Origin of the sequence: Enterobacter sp. MGH 33 (assembly GCF_000534535.1) — a bacterium.
GTDB classification, from domain to species: Bacteria; Pseudomonadota; Gammaproteobacteria; order Enterobacterales; family Enterobacteriaceae; genus Enterobacter; species Enterobacter hormaechei_C.
The window spans coordinates 4,363,587-4,384,771 of the sequence record NZ_KI973212.1; the positions used below are offsets into that span (position 1 = coordinate 4,363,587).

Annotated in this window: 18 protein-coding genes and 2 pseudogenes; 11 read left to right on the plus strand and 9 right to left on the minus strand. The window is 49.0% G+C overall.

Annotated elements, in window-relative coordinates:
- Positions 1-14: 14 nt before the first annotated feature.
- The 3 genes and pseudogenes from L379_RS03760 to L379_RS03750 all read left to right on the plus strand — a co-directional run.
- Positions 15-2,930: a type I restriction endonuclease subunit R gene (locus tag L379_RS03760; protein WP_032655113.1), complete on the plus strand. Its 2,916-nt coding sequence runs from the start codon at positions 15-17 to the stop codon at positions 2,928-2,930.
- 35 nt (positions 2,931-2,965) lie between these two features.
- Entirely contained in the window at positions 2,966-4,813 is a 1,848-nt protein-coding gene (locus L379_RS03755; RefSeq protein WP_032655116.1) for a YaaW family protein, read from the plus strand.
- Positions 4,814-5,156: 343 nt separating this feature from the next.
- Positions 5,157-6,299 (plus strand): annotated as a pseudogene (locus tag L379_RS03750) (DUF262 domain-containing protein); the annotation flags it as partial.
- 108 nt (positions 6,300-6,407) lie between these two features.
- Here the strand turns inward: L379_RS03750 and L379_RS03745 are convergent.
- Complete coding sequence (locus tag L379_RS03745) at positions 6,408-7,388, minus strand: IS5-like element IS5 family transposase (protein ID WP_001575870.1); 981 nt, start codon at positions 7,386-7,388, stop codon at positions 6,408-6,410.
- Between the two features lie 195 nt (positions 7,389-7,583).
- Here L379_RS03745 and L379_RS03740 point away from each other — a divergent pair, with 195 nt between their 5' ends.
- The 6 genes and pseudogenes from L379_RS03740 (at position 7,584) to L379_RS03720 (ending at position 12,106) form a co-directional block, all read left to right on the plus strand.
- Positions 7,584-8,252: a DUF262 domain-containing protein gene (locus tag L379_RS03740; protein ID WP_080963220.1), complete on the plus strand. Its 669-nt coding sequence runs from the start codon at positions 7,584-7,586 to the stop codon at positions 8,250-8,252.
- A gap of 21 nt (positions 8,253-8,273) precedes the next feature.
- Positions 8,274-8,735: an IS5 family transposase gene (locus tag L379_RS25315; protein ID WP_071992890.1), complete on the plus strand. Its 462-nt coding sequence runs from the start codon at positions 8,274-8,276 to the stop codon at positions 8,733-8,735.
- Positions 8,707-9,111, plus strand: a complete 405-nt coding sequence (locus L379_RS03735) for a transposase (protein WP_032655119.1) — start codon at positions 8,707-8,709, stop codon at positions 9,109-9,111. Before L379_RS25315 ends, L379_RS03735 begins: the two co-directional genes overlap by 29 nt.
- Positions 9,108-10,172, plus strand: a complete 1,065-nt coding sequence (locus tag L379_RS03730) for an IS3 family transposase (protein ID WP_032655122.1) — start codon at positions 9,108-9,110, stop codon at positions 10,170-10,172. The genes L379_RS03735 and L379_RS03730 overlap by 4 nt, the downstream gene beginning before the upstream one ends.
- A 31-nt stretch (positions 10,173-10,203) precedes the next feature.
- Positions 10,204-10,821 (plus strand): annotated as a pseudogene (locus L379_RS03725) (IS5 family transposase); the annotation flags it as partial.
- 118 nt (positions 10,822-10,939) lie between these two features.
- Positions 10,940-12,106: a GmrSD restriction endonuclease domain-containing protein gene (locus L379_RS03720; protein WP_223825755.1), complete on the plus strand. Its 1,167-nt coding sequence runs from the start codon at positions 10,940-10,942 to the stop codon at positions 12,104-12,106.
- A gap of 263 nt (positions 12,107-12,369) precedes the next feature.
- Here the strand turns inward: L379_RS03720 and L379_RS03715 are convergent, their stop codons facing one another.
- The 4 genes from L379_RS03715 to L379_RS03705 form a co-directional block, all read right to left on the minus strand.
- A complete protein-coding gene (locus L379_RS03715; RefSeq protein ID WP_023294607.1) occupies positions 12,370-12,996 on the minus strand; it encodes an inovirus Gp2 family protein in 627 nt (208 codons plus the stop codon).
- Positions 12,997-13,121: 125 nt separating this feature from the next.
- Entirely contained in the window at positions 13,122-14,546 is a 1,425-nt protein-coding gene (locus L379_RS03710) for a YfjI family protein (RefSeq protein WP_000481743.1), read from the minus strand.
- 115 nt (positions 14,547-14,661) lie between these two features.
- Entirely contained in the window at positions 14,662-14,892 is a 231-nt protein-coding gene (locus L379_RS25320) for a helix-turn-helix transcriptional regulator (RefSeq protein WP_000982619.1), read from the minus strand.
- A gap of 341 nt (positions 14,893-15,233) precedes the next feature.
- The gene (locus tag L379_RS03705; protein WP_000459847.1) at positions 15,234-15,674 is read right to left on the minus strand and encodes a hypothetical protein; all 441 of its coding nucleotides are present in this window, start codon (positions 15,672-15,674) and stop codon (positions 15,234-15,236) included.
- Between the two features lie 128 nt (positions 15,675-15,802).
- Between L379_RS03705 and L379_RS25960 the strand changes: the two genes are divergently transcribed.
- The gene (locus L379_RS25960; protein WP_001225594.1) at positions 15,803-15,958 is read left to right on the plus strand and encodes a hypothetical protein; all 156 of its coding nucleotides are present in this window, start codon (positions 15,803-15,805) and stop codon (positions 15,956-15,958) included.
- On the opposite strand, the gene L379_RS03700 is transcribed toward L379_RS25960, so the two are convergent.
- Together L379_RS03700 and L379_RS03695 are read right to left on the minus strand one after the other, a co-directional pair.
- Positions 15,955-16,569 carry a Fic/DOC family protein gene (locus tag L379_RS03700; RefSeq protein ID WP_000049639.1) on the minus strand — a complete coding sequence of 205 codons (615 nt, stop codon included), beginning with the start codon at positions 16,567-16,569 and terminating at the stop codon, positions 15,955-15,957. The genes L379_RS25960 and L379_RS03700 overlap by 4 nt on opposite strands.
- Before the next feature lie 4 nt (positions 16,570-16,573).
- Positions 16,574-17,890 carry a tyrosine-type recombinase/integrase gene (locus tag L379_RS03695; RefSeq protein WP_032655133.1) on the minus strand — a complete coding sequence of 439 codons (1,317 nt, stop codon included), beginning with the start codon at positions 17,888-17,890 and terminating at the stop codon, positions 16,574-16,576.
- A 316-nt stretch (positions 17,891-18,206) separates the two neighbouring features.
- Here L379_RS03695 and hdeB point away from each other — a divergent pair, with 316 nt between their 5' ends.
- Positions 18,207-18,458, plus strand: a complete 252-nt coding sequence (hdeB, locus tag L379_RS03690; RefSeq protein WP_007372196.1) for an acid-activated periplasmic chaperone HdeB — start codon at positions 18,207-18,209, stop codon at positions 18,456-18,458.
- 51 nt (positions 18,459-18,509) lie between these two features.
- Here the strand turns inward: hdeB and L379_RS03685 are convergent, their stop codons facing one another.
- Complete coding sequence (locus L379_RS03685; RefSeq protein ID WP_032655135.1) at positions 18,510-19,313, minus strand: MIP/aquaporin family protein; 804 nt, start codon at positions 19,311-19,313, stop codon at positions 18,510-18,512.
- Positions 19,314-19,366: 53 nt separating this feature from the next.
- Positions 19,367-21,178: a diol dehydratase reactivase subunit alpha gene (locus tag L379_RS03680; protein WP_007372194.1), complete on the minus strand. Its 1,812-nt coding sequence runs from the start codon at positions 21,176-21,178 to the stop codon at positions 19,367-19,369.
- Between the last annotated feature and the right edge of the window lie 7 nt (positions 21,179-21,185).

Sequence of the window (21,185 nt, forward strand, 5' to 3'; positions counted from 1 at the left end):
GGCACGACACACTGATGGCAACGCAAAGCGAATACGAGTTAGAAGCGCAGCTGGTGGAACAACTGGTAGGCATGCACTACGAACGGGTGAATGTCACCGACGAAACCAGTATGAAAGCCAACCTGCGCAAGCAGATTGAAATCCATAACCGACTGGAATCTGCCCCACTAACGGACAGCGAATTTAACCGTATTTTCTTGCATCTAACCAAAGGCAATGAGGTTATCGATCGTGCTAAGATCCTGCGCGATCGCTACCAGTTATTGCGTGATGACGGCACCGAGAAATGGCTCAGCTTTATCAATAAAGAGGAGTGGTGCCAGAACGAGTTTCAGGTGACGAGCCAGGTGAAGCAGTTCAATGCCGAGCAAAATACGCGTAAAACCCGCTTCGACGTCACGCTGCTGATCAATGGCCTGCCGCTGGTGCAGATCGAACTTAAGCGTCGCGGCCTGGGGCTGAAAGAAGCCTTTAACCAGATCGATCGTTACCACCGGGATGCGTTCTGGGTCGGCAGCGGCCTGTTCCAGTATGTGCAGATCTTTATTATCAGCAACGGCGTGGACACCAAATACTACGCCAACAACCGCGCCAACCACTTCGAACAGACCTTCTTCTGGACCGATGAAAAGAATAACCCGCTAAAAGCGTTGGAAAAATTCACCGACGCATTTTTGAAAGTGTGCCACATCGCCAAAATGATCACCCACTATACGGTGTTGAACGAAACTCGTAAGTGCCTGATGGTGATGCGCCCCTATCAGTTTTACGCCTGTGAGGCGATGATCCGCCATGTGCAGGAAAATCTCCACAAGCAGGGACGGCCGGAGAACGGCTATATCTGGCATACCACCGGCTCCGGTAAAACGCTGACTTCGTTTAAAGCCAGCCAGGTGATCATGGAGATGCCGGAAGTGGACCGGGTCATTTTTGTGGTCGATCGCCGGGATCTGGATTATCAGACGGCGAAAGAGTTCAACGGCTTTGCGAAAGACAGCGTGGATACCACCAACAACACCAGCACGCTGATAAAACATCTCAAGCAAAGCAGCACCAAACTGACGTTGACCACCATTCAGAAGCTGAATAACGCCATCACCCATGAAGGGTATAAAGCGCAGCTCGCACACCTGCGCAAAGAGCGCATCGTCTTTATCTTCGATGAATGCCACCGCAGCCAGTTCGGTGACACGCATAAAGCAATCGTGAACTTCTTCGAGAACGCGCAGCTGTTTGGTTTTACCGGGACGCCAATCTTTGCCGATAACGTCAATATCACCAATGGTGTCAAACAGACCACCGAACTGTTGTTCGATAAATGCTTGCATAAATACGTGATTGTCGACGCCATCCGGGATGAAAACGTTCTGCGCTTTGCCGTGGAATATGTCGGTACTTACAAGCGCAAAGAGAGCAGCAATGAGATCGATATCGATGTGGAGGATATCGACACCAAAGAGGTGATGGAAAGTGACATCCGGTTGGGCAAAGTGACCGACTACATCCTTGCCCACCATAACGCCAAGACCCGCAACCGTGAGTTCACCGCAATGTTCTGCGTCGGGTCTGTCGATATGCTGATCACCTACTACAAACTCTTTAAAGCAAAGCAGGCCGCACTGCAGGCGGCGGATGCCAATTACAAGCCTTTAAAGGTTGCCACCATCTTCACCTATGCCGCCAATGAAGCGGACAAAAGTGACAAAGAGGCGGTAAACGGCCTGCTGGATGAAGAGGATATTAGCCTGCCGCAGGGCGCGAAAGTTGATATCTCAAGTCGCGATCATCTGGATAGTTTTATCAAGGATTATAACGAGCTGTATGGCACCAGTTACTCTGCCAATGATTCAAAGAGCTTTTACGACTACTACAAAAATATTGCTCAGCGTACCAAAGAGAAAGGCATCGATATTCTTCTGGTGGTGAATATGTTCCTCACCGGCTTCGACAGCCCGGCGCTGAACACACTGTACGTCGATAAAAACCTGCGTTTTCACGGTCTGGTACAGGCGTTTTCCCGCACCAACCGCATTCTCAACGAGAAGAAAAGCCACGGGAATATCGTCTGCTTCCGCAATCTGAAGAAAGCCACCGACGATGCTATTGCCTTGTTCTCGAATAAAGATGCCTCTTCTACGGTGCTGGTCAAACCCTTTGAGGAGTACTTCGGGGATTATCAGAACGCTGTCGATCGCTTGTTAACGCTGACGCCAACGGTGGAAAGCGTGGACGATTTGCCAGATGAGGAAGCACAGCTGGCGTTTGTAACGGCATTCCGCGATGTGATGCGTTTGAAAAACATTCTCGAAAGCTTTGCCGATTTTGATGATGCGGCTAAACCGCTGTCGGACCAGACGCTGGCTGATTTCACCAGTAAGTACCTCGATATCCACGACAAGGTGAAAAAACACTCCAGCAAGGAGAAAGTCTCGATTCTTGAAGACGTGGATTTTGAAGTCTCGCTGATTCATCGCGACGAAATTAACGTCGGCTACATTTTGCGTCTATTGGCTGGCATTCAGGCGATGCCGCCAAAAGAACAGCAGGAGCAGAAGAAAAAGATCATGGATATTGTCGACAGCGACGTTACGCTGCGCAGTAAACGTGAGCTTATCGATAACTTTATTGAAAAAAGCCTGCTGCATGCCTCGCATGACGAAGATATCACTCAGGTGTTTGAAGCCTATGTCGAACAGGAAAAAGGTAAGGCGCTGGCAGCCTTGTGCAGCGAAGAGCGACTTGATTCCATCAAACTAACCGGCTTACTGGACAACTACCTCTTTACCGACGTGATGCCGCGAGAGGATGAAGTGGCGGAAACGCTTACCTGGACGCCAAAGATTCTGGAACGCAAGAACGTGCGGGCACGTGTCTACGACCGTGTGCGTGATGTGATTGAAACATTTATCAATGGGATGCGCGGGTTTTAATAGATTTTGGTGATGAATATGGCAGAGGTATTTTCATGAGTGAGATAGATATCCAGGGTGATGAAGCGCTGGTTCAACTGCTGTTGAAAGCAGATAAAGGCGATATAGATCTGCTGATCGATTACGTCACTAACACCGGTAAGTTTGGTTTTTCCATGTCAGACAGCGTAAAGGCCGTATTACAGGACGCCAAACACCAGGATATACCTGATGAAGAAACTCTGCGCCTGCTTGTACGGGAGTTACAGCATTTCGGTGGTAATACGTTCGTGAATCTGTTTCGTCGCAATGGCGTCAGCTACAGCGAAATTGTAGATGACGTTGCCAGCCATCTGAAGATGAAGGTCCAGGCCGCTGCATCGGTAGAAGAAAAAGAAGCGCTGATTATTGACTGTGCCTTTACCTCATCATGGAAAAAAATGTCGGATGATGAGCGCCGCCAGATTCTGCGTGGTATGGGCATTAGCGCCTCTGTCAGTCTGGACATCCCCGTCTGGCAGAAAGCGGCATTAGTTGCCAATGGCCTTGCTCAAACGACAGCAGGCAAAGTGCTACCTTTAATTGCAGGGCTTGGCATCGGGCGTGTGTTGGGTGTATTAACAGGGCCAGTTGGCCTGGCTATTACCGGCTTGTATACGGCCTATGATATCTCAAACCCCGCGTTTCGAGTGACACTGCCTTGCGTGGTGCAAATTGCCTGGATTCGCTTAAAAAACTCCCGCCAGTTCCGGCTTGCCACCCGGCCATCACCCGCCACGATGCCTGCTCTCATATACGATCAACGCTGGGGTTTTGGGCATGATATTCACCAACCTGCGCTTACGGTTGCTACAATTCCACCTTCGGAAAGTATCAACACCGGTGCGATGCAGGAGCAGGATATTACCGGTATTTCACGGCTGAGCCCGCTGTTGCAAACATTACCCTCTCTGGCGGCCTCTACACATATTGCCAGCCATCAATATATGGAGGTCATTATTAATGGTCCTCTGGCGAGTGTAAAAGATGGCCCAGGTTTCCGAGGCTTCAGCCTGGGAGAAGAAGGGATTAAAGAACATGCCGTTCTGCTGAATCCTGACAAACTCAGTCAGCTTGTTAACGCCGGTATGTTGTTGAATGTTGCTTCTGCCGTGCTAGCGCAAAAGCACCTGGCTGATATCAGCAAGAAATTGACGGAAATTGTTGAGGCGGTACGTGAAGTTTCTGCATTCCAGAATAACGCGCGCAAGTCAGAGATCATTGGGGCCATACAGTATTTGCAGCAAATTACTCCCGTGGTTATTGAGGATCAATGTTCGCCAGCAATACGCCAAAAACTGGAGGATATTGAAGTCCAGTTCTCCGCCCTGCAGGCACACTTACTGACTGATATTACTGCTGCTGGTGACAAAGTGGCTGCACTTAAAGACCGTGGGCTCTTTGGCAGTACGGAGATTACGAATAAGATCCAGACCCAACAAAAGATCCTTGATGAGCGAATCCATGAATGGGACCTGGCGATGAAGGTTCGTGCGCAAGCGTTGCATCTTCTGACTCATGCCGAAGGTAACACAACACTCGTCAGGCACCGCCAACAAACCATTGTTCATAACTATCAGGAGTTCGAAAGCGTTGTTGACAAAGTTGAGCGTCAGGTTCACCTGCGGATACAAGGTATCAGCTCATTGACGGAACAGAGCAATACCACCAATGCCAATAAAGTATTACTGCGGAAATGGACGACAACGACGTTAATGCAGCAAAAGATGGCTATTGAAGAGGCCCATTTATCGTTCGGGCAATTCCAACAGGGATTGTTGGCAGAGCAACCGCAATCTGCACGGTTACTGGTAGAAATGCAGGATGGGAAACCGGTGAAGTGTTTTGAATTGCCTGCTGTATAGCAGCCACCAACCTTTCTGGGTACTGCATACCGGCCGGTGTCTGAGGAGCATATAGCCATCGGCAATATTCGCATGGCAATAAAGGGCGGCTTAACGTTCCTCTTCTTACTTGAATCCGCCTACAACAAAAAGGAAATGAGCTAATGATCCTCAGGGATACGCGAAAAGATAGTCAGGGAACCCGACAGCATATCCAGCGCCAATTGGAAAATATGATTGCAGGGCAGGCGTTGTAACTATGGGAACTGTGTCCTATCAGGTTAAAAAAGTCGGGAAACTACTGGAACAGCACCTCGCTATTCCGTCATACCAGCGTCCCTACAAATGGTAACAAAAACACGTCAACCAGCTCATTGATGATGTGTTAACCCACCGAAATAAGCAGAGCTATCGCCTTGGGACTGTGGTGTTGCACAGGGATAAACTAAAGCCTGCTTACACAGATGCGCTTGATATCGTTGATGGCCAGCAACGCCTGCTAACCTTAGCGTTACTTTGCTCTCTGCTTGATAAAAGTGGTGATTTTTCAGCCCCTCTGTTGGAACAAAAATTTGCTTCAAGGGTAAGCATCAATAACCTTGAACACAGTGCCAAAGTCATTGAGAACCGGCTTGCGGGGGTAAAGGATGATGAACGGAAATCACTGCTGCACTTTGTATGTTACAAGTGTGAGCTAATCGAAGTCACGCTCGATGATTTGAGTGAAGCCTTTCAGTTTTTCGACTCGCAAAATGCCAGGGGGAAGGCTCTTGCCCCTCATGATCTATTAAAGGCATATCATTTGCGGGAAATGATGGACACCACAGAACCAGCGGAACGACTACACCACGTTAGCCTCTGGGAGCAAAGTGTCAGTCCGGATGATGAATCTGCTAACCTGCACATCATTATGGGCGAGTTTTTATTCCGACTGCGCAGATGGCTGGATGGCGATTATGGCGTTCAGTTTAGTCGCCATAATCTTGACGTATTCAAAGGCGTTAACCTGTCCACAACTGATTACCAATTCGTACAGCCTATGCTTGCCCTGGATTTCGCTATTGAGCATTACAATAATGACCTTGCCAGGAACTGGGATAAGCAAAGCAAAAATTATCCGTTTCAAGTTAATCAGGTAATGATTAACGGGAAACGTTTTTTTGAGTATATCCAGCACTATAAATCCCTGCATCACACCTTGTTTGAGGGTGAAAATGCGAAGCTTGGTGATTTCTTAAAAAAATACACCCATTATGCTGGTAGCTCACGTAAAGGGGATATATATATCAAAAATCTCTTTATGTGTTCGGTGATGGCCTATTACGATAAGTTTGGTGATAAAGAATTAGTTCAAGCTGCAACGGTCTTTTTTTGTTGGAGTTACTACTTACGGTTGCACTATCAAAAAATTGGCATGGATAGCGTTGATGGCTATGCACGTGAGCCAAGAGGGTTATTGAGAGTGCTAGGGAAGGTGCGAATAAGCGGGGAAATTCTTCTCGGCTGACTCAGTCATTTCATTTCTTCATGTTTGAGCCGATTTTTTCTCCCGTAAATGCCTTGAATCAGCCTATTTAGACCGTTTCTTCGCCATTTAAGGCGTTATCCCCAGTTTTTAGTGAGATCTCTCCCACTGACGTATCATTTGGTCCGCCCGAAACAGGTTGGCCAGCGTGAATAACATCGCCAGTTGGTTATCGTTTTTCAGCAACCCCTTGTATCTGGCTTTCACGAAGCCGAACTGTCGCTTGATGATGCGAAATGGGTGCTCCACCTTGGCCCGGATGCTGGCTTTCATGTATTCGATGTTGATGGCCGTTTTGTTCTTGCGTGGATGCTGTTTCAAGGTTCTTACCTTGCCGGGGCGCTCGGCGATCAGCCAGTCCACATCCACCTCGGCCAGCTCCTCGCGCTGTGGCGCCCCTTGGTAGCCGGCATCGGCTGAGACAAATTGCTCCTCTCCATGCAGCAGATTACCCAGCTGATTGAGGTCATGCTCGTTGGCCGCGGTGGTGACTAGGCTGTGGGTCAGGCCACTCTTGGCATCGACACCAATGTGGGCCTTCATGCCAAAGTGCCACTGATTTCCTTTCTTGGTCTGATGCATCTCCGGATCGCGTTGCTGCTCTTTGTTCTTGGTCGAGCTGGGTGCCTCAATGATGGTGGCATCGACCAAGGTGCCTTGAGTCATCATGACGCCTGCTTCGGCCAGCCAGCGATTGATGGTCTTGAACAATTGGCGGGCCAGTTGATGCTGCTCCAGCAGGTGGCGGAAATTCATGATGGTGGTGCGGTCCGGCAAGGCGCTATCCAGGGATAACCGGGCAAACAGACGCATGGAGGCGATTTCGTACAGGGCATCTTCCATGGCACCGTCGCTCAGGTTGTACCAATGCTGCATGCAGTGAATACGCAGCATGGTCTCCAGCGGATAGGGCCGTCGGCCATTGCCCGCCTTGGGATAAAACGGCTTGATGACAGCGGTCATATTCTGCCATGGCAGAATCTGCTCCATGCGGGAGAGGAAAATCTCTTTTCGGGTCTGACGGCGCTTAGTGCTGAATTCACTATCGGCGAAGGTGAGTTGATGGCTCATGATGTCCCTCTGGGATGCGCTCCGGATGAATATGATGATCTCATATCAGGAACTTGTTCGCACCTTCCCTAGGTAAAGTTATCCACCCACAACAAGTACTGAGTTTTCAGCCAAAGCGTTGCGTAGGGACAGAGGTCCGTTTTAAAAATGCCGGGCCCGTAGAAGATTCTATCGCTCAATTGCTGGGAGATGTGCATGCCACCGAGTAACGATTTGAACTTGCTGACCATCGAACAGTTATTCAGCGAAAATAGCCATTATATTATTCCCATTTATCAGCGTAACTATGCTTGGGGGGCCCCGGAGATCGAGCAGCTTATTAGGGATATTGCCGATGCTTCTGAGCATAGGGCTGAGCAGAAGTACTTCCTTGGAAGCTTGGTCGTGTATGTTCGAGATAACACTGATAGCGCGCATCCAGGTAAAGTGATCTATGAAACTATCGATGGTCAGCAACGGCATACTACTCTGTCGATTTTGCTGGCGTACTTAACAAATGTTGTTCACTGCAGCGAACAAGAGTTAAGCCGGCTTCACCTTAATCTTGGTTTTGACAGCCGTCCTAAATCAACGAAAACGCTTCAAAACCTGTTTAAGCCAGCAGAGGATTTTGATCCAGAAGAACCTTCGATCAGAGCTGCGTTTACCGTTATAGAACGCTACTTTGAGAACCCGACCCCGCCCATAGATATCCCCGAGTTTTTTCAGTATTTGCTCAAACATGTCACCATCTTGCGGGTTGCGGTGCCAAAAGATACCGACCTCAACCACTACTTTGAGATCATGAATAATCGAGGGGAGCAGCTAGAAAAGCATGAAGTGCTGAAAGCGAATTTGATGTCAGTTTTCAACGGGCTTTGTTGAATAAATCGAACTTTTGCTGAGTTGAAGGATCAGATCACGCATCTTCCCGACAACGCAGACCGTTCCGTGGCAAAGCAAAAGTTCAAAATAACCAACTGGCCCACCTACAATAAAGCTCTCATCAACCGTGGCTCCATAACTTTCTGGCTGGATGATGAAGCTATTCAGGCCTGGTATGAGTCGGCAACGCCTTCATCACGGGGAAGACCTCAGCGCTATTCTGATCTCGCCATCACCACCGTTCTGGTCATTAAACGCGTGTTCAGGTTGACCCTGCGGGCTGCACAGGGTTTTATTGATTCCATTTTTACACTGATGAATGTTCCGTTGCGCTGCCCGGATTACACCAGTGTCAGCAAGCGCGCAAAGTCGGTTCCCTGTGTGTCAACCTTCCACTGGACAACCCGTCCAGTAAATAACATAGTTTTCAGGGTGGCACACCAGAGGATGCCGTATGCCGAAGCCCACATCAAAACTGCCTAGACCGGAAGTGATACCTGACCCGAAGCTCGAGAAGCGGTCACGTCGAGCGTTTCCTACCGAGTACAAACTTCGCATTATTCAGCAGGCCGATGAGTGCAAACATGGAGAACTGGGGGAACTACTCCGCCGGGAAAAACTCTATCACGCGCAACTTGCACAGTGGCGGCGCGAGTTTGCTGAATCCGGTGTCGCCGGATTGGCCAAGACAGCCCCAGGACCAAAGCCGCTCATGACGGCTGAGCAGAAACGCATTGCCCAACTCGAAAAAGAGATCGAAAGGCTCAAAAAACAGGTATTTATCAAAGACCAATGCCTCGATCTCCAAAAAAAAGCCTTGGCATTGCTGAACGGGCTGGAGCAGGAGTCGATGCCATGATAGAGATCGTCAAAAGCCGCGCACCGTCGGTCCCTGTAAAGGCCGCCTGCCAGGCGCTTGGCCTCAATCGAAGCACTTGGTACCTTCGTCATCAGCCAGCGGAAACCAAGCCTGTCACACCGCCACTGCAGCGCCCCCAACCACGGGCCCTGAGTGTTACAGAGCGACAGACTGTGGTGGAACTCATGAACAGTGAACGCTTCCGGGACCAACCGCCCACCGAGATTTACCACACGTTACTCGACGAGGGGCATTATGTGTGCTCGGTAAGCACCATGCATCGACTGTTGAGGTCGTCGCAATGCAACGGTGATCGCCGGCAGCAGGTCTCCCACGGGTCCCAGCCCATTCCGCGCCTCAAGGCTTGCAGACCCAATGAAGTCTGGACCTGGGACATTACCAAACTGCCACTGAAGTTCCGTGGCATCTACCTGTCGCTGTATGTGGTCATGGATCTTTACAGCCGGTTCATTCTGGCGTGGATGGTGTCACGCAAGGAAAACAGCGGATTGTCCAGACAACTCATTGCCGAGGCGCATGATCGCTATCGCATCAGCCATCCGTTGACGCTACACCAGGATCGTGGAGCCCCCATGATTGCACAAACCTATCTGGATTTGCTGGGCGAGCTGACCATCACAGCCAGTCACTCCAGGCCTCGTGTCAGTAACGATAACGCCATGAGCGAAAGTCAATTCAAGACCATGAAGTACCAGCCGGACTACCCACGGCGATTCGACAGCCTTGACCATGCCCGTCGCTGGTGCGAAGAATATGTCGGTTGGTACAACTTCCAGCATTACCACAGCGCCCTGGCCGGATTCACGCCATCCCAGGTTTTTACAGAGCAGCACCTGAGCATTGCCAAGTTACGCCAGGATGCGCTTGATACACAGTACCAGTCTCACCCGGAGCGGTTCGTCAAGGGGCGTCCTCTCGTCAGACTGCCACCCGCTGAGGTGTTCATCAACCCATTGATCAATGAGGACAACGTTCCGGACCCCCACGCAGCAGTGAACTTCCCGACGCTAAATCGTTGCAAAAATAAGTTATCTTCCTAGACATGTGTCCAAAACAGGTTGACACGTTCCGGTTAATGTCAGTTTCAAAACGTCCACCCGGGGTGAAATCGCGCATCTGGTGATTGATTCCACCGGGATGAAGGTCTTTGGTGAAGGCGAATGGAAAGTCAAAAAACACGGCAAAGAACGCCGTCGTATATGGCGAAAGTTGCATCTGGCAGTTGACAGCAACACACATGAAATCATCTGTGCAGACCTGTCGCTGAACAATGTGACGGACTCAGAAGCCTTCCCGGGTCTTATCCGGCAGACTCACAGAAAAATCAGGGCAGCATCGGCAGACGGTGCTTACGACACCCGGCTCTGTCACGATGAACTGCGGCGTAAGAAAATCAGCGCGCTTATCCCGCCCCGAAAAGGCGCGGGTTACTGGCCCGGTGAATATGCAGACCGTAACCGTGCTGTTGCGAATCAGCGGCTGACCGGGAGTAATGCGCGGTGGAAATGGACAACAGATTATAACCGTCGCTCGATAGCGGAAACGGCGATGTACCGGGTAAAACAGCTGTTCGGAGGTTCACTGACACTGCGTGACTACGATGGTCAGGTTGCAGAGGCTATGGCCCTGGTACGAGCGCTGAACAAAATGACGAAAGCAGGTATGCCTGAAAGCGTGCGTATTGCCTGAAAACACAACCCGCTACGGGGGAGACTTACCCGAAATCTGATTTATTCAACAAAGCCTTTTCAACGGTGAAACTACAGCAAGAAACTGCTTTTCTGCAATATGGGATGCTTGTGCTGATATGAGTCGCTATATACAACTGGGCTTTAGCTCAGAGACTCGTAAAAAGCTATTTGGTGAAAAGTGGCTAGGATTTCCAGAAGATTTTGATGCGATCAAATGTGCTATAGAAACTAAACCTGATACAGACAAAAACCCGACGCTACGGGAAATTATCGAAAAGCGACGTTTTCATCACAACGATGACAACGATGAAAAAGCAAAAGAGCAGCGATTTGATTCGATCATCGATTTTTCCAACTTCTTACTGCATGTACTGAAAATAACAGTAGATGAAGTTGTATCTCTGGATGATAAAAAACTACTTCAATCGTTTGATATAATAAAAAATGACAGGGAAAAAATTACGCTGTTTGCCTTCCATCTGCTGAAGTTCAGAGCCTTGTTTGACCGTTATATCATTAAGCGCGATCATGATGAGAAATGGAGCCTGCTGACACTTGAGTACTATAGCAATTCGAGCTTTAGCTATAACAACTCTTTCGGCAACGACGAACGGTCTGGTTTAAACACGCAACTGACGATGATCTTGTCGATGTTTCATGTCTCGCACCCAGCTTATGTTTACAAGCGATGGCTCAATCGCTCGCTAGCCATTTTAAATACTCTGGCATTAAGCGAACTAAACGTTGACGGAAAAGCTTATCTCAGTGCACTTGAGCAACTCAGCCATGAGTTTCTCTCTGATATTTGTGGTGAAAAAGAGCAATTCAACGCTGATACTTTGCATCGTGGTACCGGAGTACAGAACTTTGTGTTCAATTTGCTCGATTATCGTTTGTGGCGTGATCTTAATGCTGGTCAATCATTCGATGGTAAAGGGATTAATAATCCCGAGATTAAAAAGCATTTTGATGAATTTCAGTTTTCGCAGAGTCGAACGTCGGTTGAGCACTACTTCCCTCAAACCGATCCTTCTGGCGCAAACAGAATGGAGGGTGATGTCCATCGTTTCGGCAACCTCTGCCTGATCTCGCCAAGCAGCAACTCAAGACTCAGTAATTATTCACCAGCGGACAAGAAAAAATTCTACATCGAAACAGAACGAGCAGAGAGCTTAAAACAAGCAATCATGATGAGCTATGATGAATGGGGGCCAGAAGGACAAGGCATCAAAAACATAGCAAGCCATGAACACTCGATGTTGACATTGCTCAAAGGGCATTGAGATATGACCCTATCTTTGGGATACTCAGGAGGTTTGGAGTCGTTCATCAGGTGAGCACTCGGAATTGAACAACATTGATTTAGGTACGTTTGTCTACGGAACGTAGGAAGATGTCCATCGCGGCAATTTTGAATAACTCGCATCTTCGGTAGGCTAGAGAGCCTACTAGGACGGCCTTCCAACCATTAAAAGATTACCGATATCTGGATACAAACAAATCAGGCCTTTCCATCCATAGAAAGGCCATTGCCGTAAAAAAGAAATCACCCTCGACTACAACCGAAATTACGGTCCCCATCACCGACTATTTTAGTTCTTACTTTGGTCATGTAATCCACTCTATTCATCAAATCGCTATAAGTCTGCTCAAAGTTGTCCCTTTTACGATTGAGAAGGTATTTGCCATTTGGCGGGTAATTAACTAACTTCCCCGAGCTATCTATCGGGATGCCAAGTGCACTGTACCAAGCTGTTGTTATCATTGTTCTTATCGTATTACGGTTTAAATCGTAATCACCTACATGATAATAAGCATCCTGATTGAAGCACAGTATCAAATGGTAATGCCGCTTTCCATTTTTGGTATATTCTCGGACCCATGCGTAACGTAAGGTTGAATGTCGGGTATCAGGCCAGTCTTTCCGTTGAGTTTTAATATGCTTATCGTGTTCAAGCTTTGCTTTTAACGCACTGGTAAAGCGAGATATAGCAGCAGAGTCAACCCTAGGTTGAAAGAATGGGTTATCTATTTCTTCTGTATCAATTGGGTCATGCAGATCAACACGAAGAATCATTGAGTTAGGATGTTCATTGAGGGAGTCTTCAATAACCTGTTTGATTCTATCCCGATATAGGGATATGTGTGATCCGAATTCACTATCGTATGTCATATAGCATCCTGTTTGATGATATTGGAGTAAGTGATGGATTTAATATATATTACCTATCATGACAACAAACCATTAACTGAACTGGGCTAATTATTCATTTTTGCTCTTGAATTAAAAACAATTAATCAGAATGAAGTTGAGGAGTTCAAGCCAGCGATAGCTATTAATGTGGTTTTCCCCTTTTTTCCTACAAGGATTTTATTTTGAGAGAATAATGTACTGAGTAATTCATTTGCTTTACTACGATTCCTGAATTTATTAGGACCATATTGGAGTATGGTGTTTTTCGTAATAAAAGGTTTACAATAACGAATGCAATAGTTTTTTATCCAGCAGTAAAGCTCATCTGTTTCCGCAACATCTAAAGAAAACTTTTCTTTTTTGGAGAACAAACGGATGTATTCTTCAATATACCAGGCCATTATATCCACTGCTGCTTTTACAGCGGCAATAGATATATCGCCCTCATCACCACTGAAGTAATGTAGTAAGGCAGCAAGCCTCGCCATATTCTCCGCCATTTTAGATGCATAATCCTTAAAATCAGACAGGAAGCCAAGCAACCCCATTTCTGACTCGACTTTGTTATAAAATTCGAGCCAGTGTTTTTCTGCTTCGGGAGAGAAACGCAGACACTGACGCTCATTTTCCTCATTTCTCGCAATGCTCTCATTAACAATGTCTATCAGTCGTTGATGAAATACCGGCAGATGCTCATTTGAGACAACCGGACTGGTAATTTGCCTGTTGCCCTGTGTTGAACCCGGTTGACATATCAAACATCGGGCGAAGAATCCGATCCCTTTCGCGGCATCGCCTTTTCGTTCCAGATACCCTTTTTTAAACACATCAGGCTGAATCATCAACCCCAGCGTCATTCTGGCATCTTTGATTAATTTATCTGGCTCGCTTTTTCTTTCCACGGGAAACATTGCGCCATCCCACATTTTATTGATGAACGGCAGTTCATTCAGCGCATAGCCGTCAAAAATAGTGCCAGCTTCATCAGACATAAGTCCTATGGACCGCCAGCGTCCACAGAGAGAGTCTTTTATCGCCGCAGGTGTGGCATCGTTGTATATCTGCCTTAACCGGACCGGTGCTTTTGGAGACGCAGCCAGTAACACTTTCAGCCGTTCATTCGTTGTGGAGTGATCTTTATTACGGCGAATATCGGATTTCAATTTTGACATCAGTGCTTTCTTTTCAATATTAAAAACCGTTTCTTCATTCCTCCAGACAATAAGGTCCTGGGTATATTTTTTAGACCATTCTTCTTCCAGTTGATACATTGGCTTCATCAGTAGTTTGTCCACAGTGCTTTTGCGCTCACCAGAATCAGCCAGTGTCAGTAAAAAAAGCGATACAGGGCTGCGCAGATTATTCAATCTGCACACATCAATCCGGTTCTGGCAGGCAAGCGAAATTACTCCCAATACCGATGCAGCAATCAAAGCTTGGGGAGCCTGGGTCTGCTGCTCCGCTTCATATACAGCATTTCTGATGATCTGCGGGAACACATGCACAGGGAAAGGACGACCGTTAAACATATAACACCTCTAATACAATTCACGTTAAAAATTCCCGCACAATTTGCTATTCCGCTATTAATAGCGGAAGTAGCAGGGTTAACGCGGGTCACTCAGAAAATGATCTCCCTTGAAACTAACGTTCATTGATCCAATAGAGCAGATCACTTAATAGCCATCCGCAGGATTTCAGGCCAATAGGCTTACGTAGCGGAAACTTACCAACCTGTTCCAGTTTCCACGCGGTAGAGCGGGAAATTGAAGTAATATATTGCCGTTCTTTTTCTCGTACTAATCGATCGCAAGTCTCACCATAATCTCTTAATACTTTTATACGTTGTTCATTTGTTAACTTGAAAGGCATCATTTGAGTTTCCTTGTTGATAGCGTGAAATTATAATGGTCGAGCCAAGATACGTGCGCAACATTCACGATTCTCATTAAGGAAAAGAGAACTTAAAACAAAATAAAAAACTTTACTATCAACAGGTTATGCCATGCATGCATTTTCCCTTATTAAGGGGTGCTATGATATGACTGAGATAAATTGCACACAGCAAACCATATATCACAGAAATAATATGTGAAAGATTCATGCTGGAGAAGAGCTGAAGGATGATTGCTGAAACGACTTTCAATAAATTCAAGAACCTTGTATTACCTGAGAATTACAAGCGTACTGATAAGTAACTCTCAGATTTAAAGAGATTACTGTTTAGCATCCATTTTTTTGAATTCTGTACACCAAGACTCAACAGTCTTTAATTGGAAGGAGTAAACAATATCATGTGACCTTGCTATGGAATCGAATTTTTTAATTAAATCCTTTGCAACAAACTTATCCATTCCATAGTGAGCTTTAATGAGAAGATAAATTGCATTTACTGTTGCCTTTCCTGCTCTTGGGACAGAGCTTTTAACTTTTGATGTCGCGCCATTATTTGACAACCCTTTTTTCAACTCATTATTTTCACTTCTAAGCATTTCAATATCTTTGATGAAATTTCCTCTATCAACAAGGAAGTTTTCCATATCTTTATGATACTTTTTTATGTCATCTAAAAGATTACTGTTTTCGCTTTTTAAAGCATTATTTATCCTCAGTAGTTCCTCAAAATTTTCTCGTGTCAAATCAGACTTATCAAACATTTTTTATCCTTTTAAAATCAACAAACATCTTGCAACCAAAAAAAATTACGATAAGCAATGTGAATTTAACTGGACCAAACTATCGTCAAACACCTACAATACTAGCAGCAGCCATCAGGAAATTTTTCATGAGAAAACATACATCATCTCAAGTAACTAAAGCAAAAATCCTCCGTGCCGTTGCCAGTTCAACTGCAATCGAAACGGGTGTTTCTATCCCAAAAATTGAGCAGCAACTGAAACAAAATCAGGCACAGGCGAAAGCCGTTGGCCTCGCCCGCTAGTCTGGCAAGATATCGCTCATCAGCTGCATCATAGGGCTGTAGTTCCCTGAGACACCTGCCTGTATTGCCTTGAAGTAAAACACCTTGTGCTCATCCCACAGGCTGTAGTCCAATAAGCCCTTCCCCGCCAGTACCGACAACACATCGCAAAGCAATCTCGACAGACGCCCGTTACCTTCTCTGAATGGGTGGATCAAAATAAATTCCACATGACATTCAGCCAGATAACGAACCAGCTCCGGACGAGCCAGGGATTTCAGTTCACCAGACCGAGAAAGAAACTGCTTCTCGAAACCATCAAGCAGCAGCGGAATCCTGTCGGCAGCCGCAAACTGAAAGCCGTCCTTAGTCAGGTTAGCGTTACGTAGCCTCCCTGCCCAATCGTACACATTCCCTAGCCACTGGCGATGCCACCTGCTGACGTGCTCAAAAGCCAGCGCCTCAGGCGGCTGGCCCTCAATAAATAGCTGCTCATACAACATCAGCAGCAAGCCAGACTCCAGCGCCTCCATTTCCTGCTCATCAATGATCCCCAGCTTATTGGCAAGCACTAGGTCGTTTGAGCCTGGCTGATATCGCTCTTCTGCTGAATTAAGCTCATATTTTGACAAGCCCTTACCTCCGCCCAAACAGGTTCACAACGTTGTTTTCATGCTGCCGCTGATAGTTATTAACCCGGTCTTCCCAGATCTCAAGCGCCCTACGCTTTTCAGGCAGGTAATCATAACGATCATAGTGTTTCGAGCTAACGTCGTTCAAAGCGTGATTTTGAATACGGTCACGGATCTCTTTGCTGATCCCCGCCTCCCCCATCAGCGTTTTACAGGTACGGCGTAAATCTCGCGCCGTGAAAACTTTAAACTCAGGATTAAAGGCCCGAAAATACATGATGGAACGCGCCAGACTATCCGTGCGCACTGGGCGCTCACCGTTCGTTGATAACGGAAAAATATAGGGACTGTTACTTTCCTTAGTCAGCTCTTTAACTGAGGCTAATTCCTGTAGTGCCGATTCAGTCAGCGGGATCAGGTGCTCACGCTTGTTTTTCGATACATCGGCTATGACCAGCAACGTCTTCTGTTGCCAATCAATAGCACTCCACTGGCTGGCAATCATTTCAAACGGGCGCTGTCCACCAGCATAGACACAGAAGCGGATAAGATGCTGCATCAGCGGCCCAACATTAGTGGCCTGTGCGAACTGCTCCATGACAAAACGCAGTTCTTCCAGCGTTAACCATGTATCACCCACTTTCTCCGCCGAGGACTGCTTCGGTATGGCCGATACCGGATTTACTTCAAGACCAAACGTAATACCCACGCTGGTATTCATCGGATCGTTATCGGCTTTCAGGCCGTAGTTAAATGCCGCCATCAGGTAGGAACGAATGCGGTTTGCATGGACTACCGCATCACGCTGGATAATGCCTGAGAGGATGGTTTTGACCTGAAGAGGTGTTACATCTTTCGCTTTAGTTTCGCGAGGGATAACCGTGTAGCACTCTTTTTCAAGGCGCTTCAGAACATCAGCCCAGGTCCGCTTATTGTCGAGCTTCATCTTGTTAACGTAGCCATGCACCAGCTCCTCAAACGATCCTTGAGAGCGATGGATCTGCATAATGTGCTGCTCGGCCAGGCGTTGTTGCTCAAGTTCTTGCTGGGGTTCTTTCCCTTCAACAAGCCAGGCACCATACTTTTTCGCAAGCTCGTTGGCCGTCACCAGTTTCATCTCAGGCCAGATGCCCAACTGGATGAACTTCTCTTTCTTCCCTTTCTCAACGTAGTAACGGAAATAAAAAACTTTGCTGCCTGAAGGCTGAACCTTAACGCCAAGCCTGCCGGTACCACGCTGAGCACTGTTGCTCCACACGTAGTACGACGTGCTTTTTGTCTTCAATCCACGTATAGCAGTCTCGGTAAGATTAGCGGCCATGAGTTTACCTTTCTAAGGATAAGCGTTACCTGACCCGATGCCCATTTCGGGTCAGGTAACGGGTCAGGTAAGGATAGTACAATGGGGAAATGAGAGAACCAATCAGAAACAAAAATAATTTCATAACCAATTGATTATAGGCAATTAAAAATACAAACAGAGACAATCCCGAACAATTAAAAACATGCCAATTTTATGACTCATAATGAACCCTGTTCCATGGCTCCAGATGACAAACATGATCTCATATCAGGGACTTGTTCGCACCTTCCCTAAAGCACTCGTATTGACCGTGGCGGCTACCACATTCTGTCTGATGACCAGCCCGGCGTTCGCGGTTGAGGAAACCACGCCGCAGAATATGACCTGTCAGGAATTTATGGATATGAACCCAAAAAGCATGACCCCGGTGGCCTTCTGGGTAGTGAATCGCAACACCGACTTTAGCGGCGGCGACTATGTTGACTGGCATGAAGTCGAGACCGTTTCGGTACCGAAAATGCTGCAGGAGTGCCACAAGAACCCCGCCGCTAAACTTGGCGATCTCAGCGCGGTCATCAAAAAATAACCCCCCCGGCATCAGGCCGGGGAAACCCGCCGCGCTGCGGCGGGTCCCGCTTTACTCATCGATACCGCATTCGCACGGCAGAAAGCGGCCGATAAGCTTGCGATACAAAAACGCCCCGATAATCGCCCCCACCACCGGCGCCAGCAGCGGCACCAGAAAGTAAGGGATCGCCAGCCCACCGGTAAAGGCGATCGAGCCCCACCCGGCCAGACTGGTAAACAGTTTTGGGCCGAAGTCGCGCGCCGGATTCAGCGCAAAGCCGGTTAGCGGCCCCATCGACGCGCCGATCACGGCGATCAGCAAGCCAATCAGCAACGGCGCCAGCGGCCCGCGCGGAATTCCGTTGCCGTCGTCGGTCAGGGCCATGATCATCGCCATCAGGATTGCCGTGATGGTGGTCTCAACGGCAAACGCTTGTATAAAAGTGATATGTGGATGCGGGTACGTGGAAAAGACCCCGGCCAGGTTAAGGCTGGCGGCAGTGCCGCGCACGATATGCTGACTCTGTTCAAGATCGAGAAACAGCTGGCGATAGAGCCCATACACCAGCGCGGCGGCGCAGAAGGCCCCGGCCGTCTGGGCAACAATAAACGGCAGCACCTTGCGGCGTTCAAAACAGGCGAACAGCCACAGGGCAATGGTCACCGCCGGATTAAGGTGCGCGCCGGAGACACCGGCCGTCAGGTAGATGGCCATGGCGACGCCAAGGCCCCAGATAATACTGATCTCCCACTGACCAAAGCTGGCCCCGGCGACCCGCAGCGCAGCGACGCAGCCCGCGCCGAAGAAAATGAGCAATCCGGTGCCAAGAAACTCGGCCACGCACTGCCCGGTTAAGGTAGAAGTCTGGTTCATTATCGGCATCCTGAAATAGCACGTTAAAGAGAGAGGCTGGCGCGAGCGCCCGTTTAATTCGCCTGACCGGCCAGTAGCAGCCCGGTGGCGACCGCATTGCGCGGCCCTTCTGTTCCCCGAATATTGCCCTGCCCGGCGACTACGCCATAGTGCGACAAGGCTTCCGTGATAAGCTGCGGGATCTCAAAGTCCAGCGATGAGCCGCCCACCAGCACCACAAAGGCGATATCGCGAATGGAACCGCCGGGTGAGACCTGGCGCAGCGCGCGCAGGCAGTTGGTGACAAACACTTTCTCTTTCGCCTGCCGGCGCACGAGACGAATTTTTTCCAGCGGGCTGGCGTTATCGATCGGCACCAGTTCGCCCTCCTTGATGTACACCACTTTGGCGAACACCGCCGGGCTGAGGGCTTCCCGAAAGAACTCCACCGCGCCATTCTCGTGACGAATACTGAACAGGCTTTCCACTTTGGCCAGCGGGTATTTTTTTATCGCTTCCGCCAGCGAAAGATCCTCGAGGCCCAGCTCGGTTTTAATCAACAGGCTGACCATATTCCCCGCCCCGGCGAGATGGACCGCCGTTATCTGCCCCTCCGCGTTGACGATCGCCGCATCCGTCGAGCCGGCGCCGAGATCGAGGATCGCCAGCGGCGCCGCACAGCCGGGAGTGGTTAACGCCCCGGCGATGGCCATGTTGGCCTCCACGCCGCCCACCACCACCTCGGTCTGCAGTCGGGCGCTCAGTTCGCGGGCGATAACCTGCATTTGCAGACGGTCCGCTTTCACCATCGCCGCCATCCCGACGGCATTTTCCATGGCGCACTCGCCGGCCATCCCGCCCTGCACCTTGCGCGGAATAAACGTATCCACCGCCAGCAGATCCTGGATGTATATCGCGCTCATCTCATGGCCGGTCAGGGACGCCATTACCTTTCGCACCCGCTCCAGCATGCCGCCTGCGTGCGTGCCTGCTTCACCACGAATATCACACACGGGCGCGCAGGCGCTCATCGCCTGCATAATGGCCTGCGCGCCTTGCGCTACGTCGGCTTCACCGCCACGCTTTTCACCACGGATAAAGATCTTACCCGCCGGGATCACTCTTGATCGCACATCTCCCTGCGGGGTTTTCAGCACCACAGCGGAACGGTTGCCAATCAGCGCTCTGGCGATGGGGACAATAGTTTGTGTTTCCTCAGGGGTCAGGGCAAAGAAGGTTGCGATACCGTAAGGATTCGACAGCACCCGCACCACCTGTCCCGGGGCCGCCACTTCCACCGCCGCCAGCACGCCTTCCGGCACCTTCTCCAGTAGAGTGACTTCATCAACCACCGGTATTGGCCGATGCAGGCGATTATTCACCAGCACGCCATCATCTTTTTTCAGGATGGCCGCCACCACGTTGACGCCGCGATCCAGCGCTTCATTGATAAACCAAACCGCCTCAAGGAAATCCATCTCCTCACCCACCAACGGTATCCAGCCCTGGGCAAATCGATCCTCGCTCAACGCCGCCAACTTCTCCACGGCGATGGTGGTTCCCATGCCCACGCCAACGCCGCCGGGCGTTTGCGGGTTATGACCAATCATCGTTGATTCGGTAATGATGGTTTCAGTGATGGTTTCCATCGCCACATCGCCAATCACCGGTGCGGCCTCGTTGATGCAGATTTTTGCCACGTCCTGCAGCGACCACGGCGTTTTATCCAGCGCCTGCTGCAGGGACGCGACCACCCCGGCGATATTCTCCCGCGTGCCTTTCATCCCGGTCGTGGCGACAATCCCGCTGCCGATAAACCGGCCATCCTGCGCCAACGCCACTTCAGTGGTGGCGTTGCCGATATCGATCCCTGCAATTAACGGCATGCTGCCT

Bases quoted from the DNA above. Each gene is read 5' to 3' on its own strand.
- L379_RS03745 (WP_001575870.1), bottom strand. From the start codon at position 7,388: ATGAGCCATCAACTCACCTTCGCCGATAGTGAATTCAGCACTAAGCGC.
- L379_RS03685 (WP_032655135.1), bottom strand. From the start codon at position 19,313: ATGAACCAGACTTCTACCTTAACCGGGCAGTGCGTGGCCGAGTTTCTT.
- L379_RS03705 (WP_000459847.1), bottom strand. From the start codon at position 15,674: ATGTTTGATAAGTCTGATTTGACACGAGAAAATTTTGAGGAACTACTG.
- L379_RS03740 (WP_080963220.1), top strand. From the start codon at position 7,584: ATGCCACCGAGTAACGATTTGAACTTGCTGACCATCGAACAGTTATTC.
- L379_RS03680 (WP_007372194.1), bottom strand. From the start codon at position 21,178: ATGCCGTTAATTGCAGGGATCGATATCGGCAACGCCACCACTGAAGTG.
- L379_RS25960 (WP_001225594.1), top strand. From the start codon at position 15,803: ATGAGAAAACATACATCATCTCAAGTAACTAAAGCAAAAATCCTCCGT.
- L379_RS03755 (WP_032655116.1), top strand. From the start codon at position 2,966: ATGAGTGAGATAGATATCCAGGGTGATGAAGCGCTGGTTCAACTGCTG.
- L379_RS03695 (WP_032655133.1), bottom strand. From the start codon at position 17,890: ATGGCCGCTAATCTTACCGAGACTGCTATACGTGGATTGAAGACAAAA.
- L379_RS03730 (WP_032655122.1), top strand. From the start codon at position 9,108: ATGATAGAGATCGTCAAAAGCCGCGCACCGTCGGTCCCTGTAAAGGCC.
- L379_RS25320 (WP_000982619.1), bottom strand. From the start codon at position 14,892: ATGATGCCTTTCAAGTTAACAAATGAACAACGTATAAAAGTATTAAGA.
- L379_RS03760 (WP_032655113.1), top strand. From the start codon at position 15: ATGGCAACGCAAAGCGAATACGAGTTAGAAGCGCAGCTGGTGGAACAA.
- L379_RS03720 (WP_223825755.1), top strand. From the start codon at position 10,940: ATGAGTCGCTATATACAACTGGGCTTTAGCTCAGAGACTCGTAAAAAG.
- L379_RS03735 (WP_032655119.1), top strand. From the start codon at position 8,707: ATGCCGAAGCCCACATCAAAACTGCCTAGACCGGAAGTGATACCTGAC.
- hdeB (WP_007372196.1), top strand. From the start codon at position 18,207: ATGACCAGCCCGGCGTTCGCGGTTGAGGAAACCACGCCGCAGAATATG.
- L379_RS03710 (WP_000481743.1), bottom strand. From the start codon at position 14,546: ATGTTTAACGGTCGTCCTTTCCCTGTGCATGTGTTCCCGCAGATCATC.
- L379_RS03715 (WP_023294607.1), bottom strand. From the start codon at position 12,996: ATGACATACGATAGTGAATTCGGATCACACATATCCCTATATCGGGAT.